This window comes from Peptoniphilus sp. (assembly GCF_034090345.1).
Taxonomy (GTDB): Bacteria; Bacillota; Clostridia; order Tissierellales; family Peptoniphilaceae; genus Peptoniphilus.
Genome location: NZ_JAXDSS010000043.1, coordinates 1 through 6502, shown reverse-complemented (window position 1 = coordinate 6502; position 6502 = coordinate 1). Strand labels below are relative to the sequence as shown.

Genomic DNA, 6502 nt, shown 5'->3' with positions numbered 1-6502 from the left:
CTACCGGTTGTACTCCTGCGTTATCGTTTATTGTTTTTAGGTTGTTTAGGTTTTCGTAGTTGTTGTATCTGTCGAATTCTCTGTGTAGTCTAAAGTATTCGTTTCGCATTTTTTCTAGTTTTTCGTTTGCTGTTTTTTCGTCTGTGTCGTATATTTGAAATGTTGTTACTGTATCGAATGCTTCGAAAAATTGTATTTCGTATTTTTGCATTTTTGTCTTATTGTCACTTTTTTCTATTTCATTTGTTTTATTTCCCCCGCACGCTGTTAGTATCAACAAACAAATTATAATAAATATTTTTTTCATTTTATCACCATACATTTTAATCAGTTATAGTTTATCTTGAATTATATTGCTCTAAGGCTTTCTTCAAAGCTTCAAGACCTCCTGAAGTTGAAAAAGTAGCTCCGCTTATACCATCAAAATGCTTGTTTATTTTTGATTGTTCCGTCGTATATAACCCTCTTTTATTTATCGGCTTGATGTTATCATACATATTTGAAATTAGTTGGTAAGCTTCTTCTACACTGTCTGTCTTTTTAATCTTAAGCCATAAATTATCCATAGTTCTATCAAACATACCTTTGTACACTCCCGGATTTTGAGAGTCTTCAAAGGTAGTTTTCATATCTACTATTTTATTATTTTCAATAGTTACAGATGCAGAAATAGAATTTTTAGCTTTCACATTTTTATTATCCGCACTTTCAAAATTTAAGAACCCTCTACCGCTACCGCTGTATTTGCCATCTCTATTATCCGATTTAATATTTTTTTCACGAGGTTTAATTTCGTCATAATTAATATTCGGATTTATAAAATTTTTCAAGTCTCGTATTATGTTTTGAATTTGATTTGTAACTGTGGCTTTCCAATCCTCTATAGAGTTTATTTTTTCTTTTATAATTTTATTATCATCATAAAGAGTTTTAAGCATTTCATCTGATTTAGACTCATTGTTGCTTAGACCCGCTTCTTTTATGCTTGCTTTTCTAAGTGCGTCTCTTACTGCATTCTTTATTCCATTAGAACTATAAGTGGCATTTGATATTGAATCCACCTTTGCAGATTGATTTTTTACCATATCTTTAGTAATATTTTTTGCCAAATTGAAATAAGGTCTGTCTTCATTCTCTTCTTTTATATCTATATTTTCAATTTTACCTCCGCTAACTTTAACTACAACTTTTATATCAGATTTATAGCCTCTGCCAACTCCTTCATATTCTCCATCTTTATAGCCTTTAGTCTCTTCGCCTTTATCTATAAAATTTATATTTTGATTTAATCTGCTAATTTCACTTTTCAGTTCTTTATTTTCTTTTGAAATGGCTTTTAACATTCCCATTATTTCGTCATTTCCGCCTTCAGAACCGCCACCTTTTTTAAGCGCATTTCTAACTGCCGATTTTATTCCATTAGAACTAAAAGTAGCTTCGCTTATTGAGTCCACCTTTGTAGATTGCTTCTCAATTATCTTATTTATCACCGCTTTAGCATTACTGAAATATGGCTCATCATCGGAAGATTCAATTATATCTATAGACTCTATTTTTTTATCTTTAACCACTACAGATGCTTTTACACTTCCCTTAAAACCTTGTCCTACTCCTTCATATTTCCCATCTTTATATGAACTAGGATCTTCTCCATTATCTGATGAATTAATAGACTTGCTTAAAGCATCTATTTTCTTTTTCAATTCTTTATTTTCTTTGCTAATTCCGTCAAGCTTTTCGCTGATTTCCTGTGACGCATCTGACTCATCACCTTTTCCACCTGCTTGTTTTAAAGCCTTTCTTACAGCTGATTTTATTCCATTTGAACTATAAGTTGCTCCGCTAACCGAATCTACCTTTGCAGATTGCGACTCTACTATTTTATCCAAAATAGCCTTTGCATTGCTAAAATAAGGCTCGTCATCAGAAGAATTTAAGACATCTATTTTTTCTATCTTGCCATCCTTTATAGTTAACTCAACTTCTATATCATCCTTATAGCCCTTTCCTTTTCCTTTATACGTTCCGTCCTTATAGCCTTTAGAGCTTTCAGAACTCTCCTCAAACTTACTTATAATTAAATCTAATTTTTTATTTATTTCCTTATTCTCTTCATTTGAAGAATCATTATTTTCCGGTGAGCTTACAATCGAATCATCGCCGGCTTGTTTCAAAGCACTTCTAACTGCCGATTTTATCCCATTAGAACTGAAAGTCGCTCCGCTAACTGAATCTACCTTTGTAGACTGCATCTTTAATATTTTATCCAATACCGCCTTGGCATTGCTAAAATATGGCTCATCATCAGAAGATTTTAATATCTTTATGTCTGTGATTTTAGCATCTTCCACTTTAACAGACACTTTAATTTCACCTTTGAAGCCTTTACCTGAACCTTCATATGTCCCATCTTTTAATTTGTTTGGAGTAATTTTTTCATTACTCAATTCTTCAACCATTTTTGCAATTTGATCTAATTTTTTCTTATAACTTCCATCAACTCCCGCTGAATGGACTGATTTCTTCACAGAAGTTTTTTCTAACTCACTTGCCCCGGCCTTTTCTAAAGCATCTATGACTGCATTTTTTATACCGACCGAAGAAAAAGTAGCTCCACTTATTGTTTCCACATCAGGACTTTGTCTTTCTATAATATTACTTATTATTGACTTAGCTTTATTAAAATATGGTTTATCATCATTATTTTCAAGAACTTTTATATCTTTTATTTTTCCTGATTCTATTTTTACAGATACCTTTATATCGCTCTTAAAACCTTTAGCTGTCCCTTCGTACACACCATCTTTTAATCCTTTTTCCTTATCAATGTATGTATTACTTTCAATTACATCATTATTTTCTAAATCTTTTATCGCTAAATTTGCATGTTTAGGTTTTTTATATGCCTCCGCTTTAGATTTTAGAGTGTTATCAGCTACAGACTTCCCCAATGCAAAACTAGTTATACTGAAAAAAACACACAAAATTACTCCAGTTAAAACAAACTTAGATCCATGTTTACTCATTTTAACCCCCCGGCTTTCATCAAAGCATCTTTCACCGCATCTATTACTCCATTTGAAGAAAATGTAGCCCCACTTATTGTATCAACATCTATAGACTCATTTTCTAAAATAGCTTTTATTAAACCATCCATTTGCAATAAATACTCTTCATCATCATTAGAATCTATTATCTCTATATCTTCCATTTTACCTGAATTTATAGTTATATTCACTTTTATATCGCCATTGTAGCCTTTGCCGATTCCTTCAAAATTTCCATTTTTTAAAGGTTCTTTAATAATGCCGACTAAATTTTGTTTCCCGACTGATTGACTTTTGCTTATTTTAGTCCCGGAATTTATTCCCATCACTATTAAAGAACATACTAACACTGTTACTATTGTTTGTTTTATATTCATAAAAACATCTATCCCTTTTTCTCTACCAATAAAACTTTTTTCTTTCTATTCTTTTCTAAAATTCCATTAACTTTTAATATTGTGTATGAAATAAATACAACATTATAAAAAATTAAACTTATAACTTTATCAAGTCCAAGAGGCCTTGATATATAGACCATAACAACTTGCACATATATCATTGCATAAAATATATAAGCAAACTGTTGCAGATTTTTCCACTTTGAGCCACTCATTTTTTTCCTAAAAAATTTAAACGATGTAATAAATAGAGGTAGCATAATCCCTATGGCAAAAATTGCAGATGCGAACACCATCAAATTTGTCCATATAGAAAAACCGCCCATCCTGTCTAAAAGTTCAGATTTTTTTATGAAATCAAAAAAATAATAAAAATTATGCGGTATTGTAAATATACAAGCTATTATAGATAATTCCGCTCTAATTATCTTCAATCTCTTACATACTTCATATTTCATATTTATTACACCCAAGTACATTACAACTATAAAAAACGCTCCACCTAGAGCCCCTGATTCTATAGCACGCATAATTTGTTTTAGCCCTACAAAATATTCAACATTATATCCACTTAATTTAAAAAATGAATGCATAATTGCCATTACAGATATTGTTGAAGCTAAAATATACACAGGTATGTTATTTTTTCTGATTTTATCTGAAAATAAATATCCAAATAAGAGTGCCGATAGAACACAAATTGTTATTTTCATCTCTTTCCCTTCCTTAAAATTTAAAGATTATAAGGGACGGACTTAAACCCGCCCCTTATAAATTTATTGCTTATTTATTTTGAGTTTTACTTAATGCATTTATTACCGCTTGTTGAACTGATTGTGATGTAACTGTTGCACTAGAAACAGAGTCAGGTTCCCCTTTGCCTGTTTTCATAGCTTTAACTCCATCAAGGTCTTTCCCTTTATATTTTTCTAATCCCTTTCCAACAACATTATACATTGCCCAATAAGGGTCATTTTTCGTTCCTCTTTCAGTTTTATTATCTGTTACTTCTTCAATTAGTCCATTAGCCCCAACTACAACCTTTACTTTTTGGATAAATTTAAAATCTTGAATTACATCTTCACATAATGCTTCTCCAAAATATTCTCCAGATTTAACAATCCTTTTTCCTATCTCATTTTTTTTGTTGTCTTCAGTATCAACTTCCTTTGGAACTTTATCATTTATCAAATCTTTAAATTCAAATGATGCCATTAGATAATTTATCTCATCTTTATATTTAGTCTTAAATGAAAGTTGCATTATCCCTTGTCCATATGGATTTTTTCTATAATATGAGTTATCAATATCCAAAATATCTATTTTCTTCTCTTTCTCATTGTATACTTCTATGTCTAAGTCGCTTAGCTTAGCATCCTTATATTTAATTGGTAGTATTTCTTCTCTTTTTACTATCTTCCCATTCCTTTTATTCCACTCTTCTTCTCTCCATGAAAATATTTTAACTATCTCATTATTTTCTCTATCTTTGAATACTACTTTTCTTGGTATCAAATTCTCTTCATCAGTTACTTTTATATCGTATTTTTCTCTTTTATCTTTATATATTACAATAATTTCTTTTGTATCTTTTTCAAGTTTGTCTCCTATTATTGGTTCTGTTTTAAACCCAAGCTTTTTAGCTTCAACTAATGGCAGTACCTTTTCTTCTCCAGATAAAAATTTTACTTCTATTTGTAAATCTCTATCTCTAAATACTTCGCCTCCTGCATATTCCTTTTTAATAGGCTTTACTTCAAAAGATTTCACTTCTGAGCCATATTCTGAATAAGTATCTAAACGATATGTTGGAAATTCCCATTTATTTCCTACATCCATTAAATATCTTGTAGTATTCCCTTGGAATCTAGGCTCTGCTTCTTTTAATAATTTTTCACCATTATATAGTTCAACTTTTTCAATAAGATTCTTGATTTCTAAAGTTTCTTTATCTAAAGGATATCTAAATTCACCCTTTACAATATCAAATTTTTCTTGTTTGCCATCTTTATAAGTTAAAAGAATATGTGTTGGTCTATCTTTTTCTTTCGGAACTTCTGTTACAGCTATTCCAAATTCTTGTTCAGTAAGGGAAGATTCTTGCACTAACTTAACTGTGATTTTACCAGATTCATCTTTATGCTTAATAATATCGCCATTTTTATAATTGCATGTAACCCCTAATTTTTCTAAATCCTTTAGAGATTGGTTATTTAAAATCTTTCCATCTGTCATCCAAACTTCAAATTTTAAATGATCTAAATTGATAGGAACATTGTAAAATAATTTCCCACTGCTCATAGCATTAACTCTATCTTCAACTTTAATAAAAGCTATTTTTTGTTCTATATTATCCTTCGCATATTTAGCTGCTCTTTTTAATGCATGCTCCACTCCCAACAAGTAAGATCTAGCAGATACAGTTGCATTTGTAATCGCATCATACTTAGAATTTTTCTCTTTTAAATTTTTACCATATTTATCTTGGAGGTATTGTTGTACCTCTTTTAAGCTATTTAAATTTATTTCCTTTGGAACTTTAAAATCTTTATCTGTATCTCCAAAATACAAACCTAATATTCTTTTCCCATTAATTTCTTTGCTTCCAACCGCTGAATCTTCTGTAGTATAAGGAATATCTGCACCTACGATTTTGTTGTCTTTAATTTTTATTTTTACTAAATCCTCTCCTCTAGTATTATTATCATAATTTTCCTTTGCAATTCCATACCAAGTTCCATCAGCATACTTTACATCTTCTTTAGGGAGATGGCACTGAGGTGCTACCGGATTCTTAGGAGTAGTAGGAGTTGTAGGATTTAACGGCTTAGCAGGTCTTGTATCTGTGTTTGAACTTCTATTATCTCTTGGTCCATCGTAACCTACTATGTTTATTGTTCTGTAGTTAAATCCGCTTCTATTCTTGTCTTCTGTTTTCTTCGCTTCTTCTTTGTTTGTGTTTGTCTTCTTTTCTATTTTTTCTAATCCGTTGCTCAATGCTACGAATGCTGTTTCTCTTGTAGCTTTTTCGCTTGGTTCTATTTTTTCTATTCCCGT

Annotated in this window: 4 protein-coding genes and 1 pseudogene; all 5 read right to left on the bottom strand. The window is 30.7% G+C overall.

What is annotated here, in order from left to right:
- A pseudogene (locus SOR77_RS03240) lies at positions 1–307 on the bottom strand (FAD:protein FMN transferase); the annotation flags it as partial.
- A gap of 31 nt (positions 308–338) precedes the next feature.
- Positions 339–3026: an FMN-binding protein gene (locus SOR77_RS03235; protein ID WP_320635756.1), complete on the bottom strand. Its 2688-nt coding sequence runs from the start codon at positions 3024–3026 to the stop codon at positions 339–341.
- Entirely contained in the window at positions 3023–3424 is a 402-nt protein-coding gene (locus tag SOR77_RS03230; protein ID WP_320635755.1) for an FMN-binding protein, read from the bottom strand. The genes SOR77_RS03235 and SOR77_RS03230 overlap by 4 nt, the downstream gene beginning before the upstream one ends.
- 8 nt (positions 3425–3432) lie before the next feature.
- Positions 3433–4158 (bottom strand): ferric reductase-like transmembrane domain-containing protein, encoded by a 726-nt coding sequence (locus tag SOR77_RS03225; protein ID WP_320635754.1) that lies wholly within the window; start codon positions 4156–4158, stop codon positions 3433–3435.
- A 70-nt stretch (positions 4159–4228) separates the two neighbouring features.
- Positions 4229–6502: FMN-binding protein (locus tag SOR77_RS03220; RefSeq protein WP_320635753.1), on the bottom strand; the 2274-nt coding region annotated here is incomplete at its 5' end.

Excerpts from the sequence above, each read along its gene's own strand:
- SOR77_RS03225 (WP_320635754.1), bottom strand. The coding sequence starts at position 4,158 with ATGAAAATAACAATTTGTGTTCTATCGGCACTCTTATTTGGATATTTA.
- SOR77_RS03235 (WP_320635756.1), bottom strand. The coding sequence starts at position 3,026 with ATGAGTAAACATGGATCTAAGTTTGTTTTAACTGGAGTAATTTTGTGT.
- SOR77_RS03230 (WP_320635755.1), bottom strand. The coding sequence starts at position 3,424 with ATGAATATAAAACAAACAATAGTAACAGTGTTAGTATGTTCTTTAATA.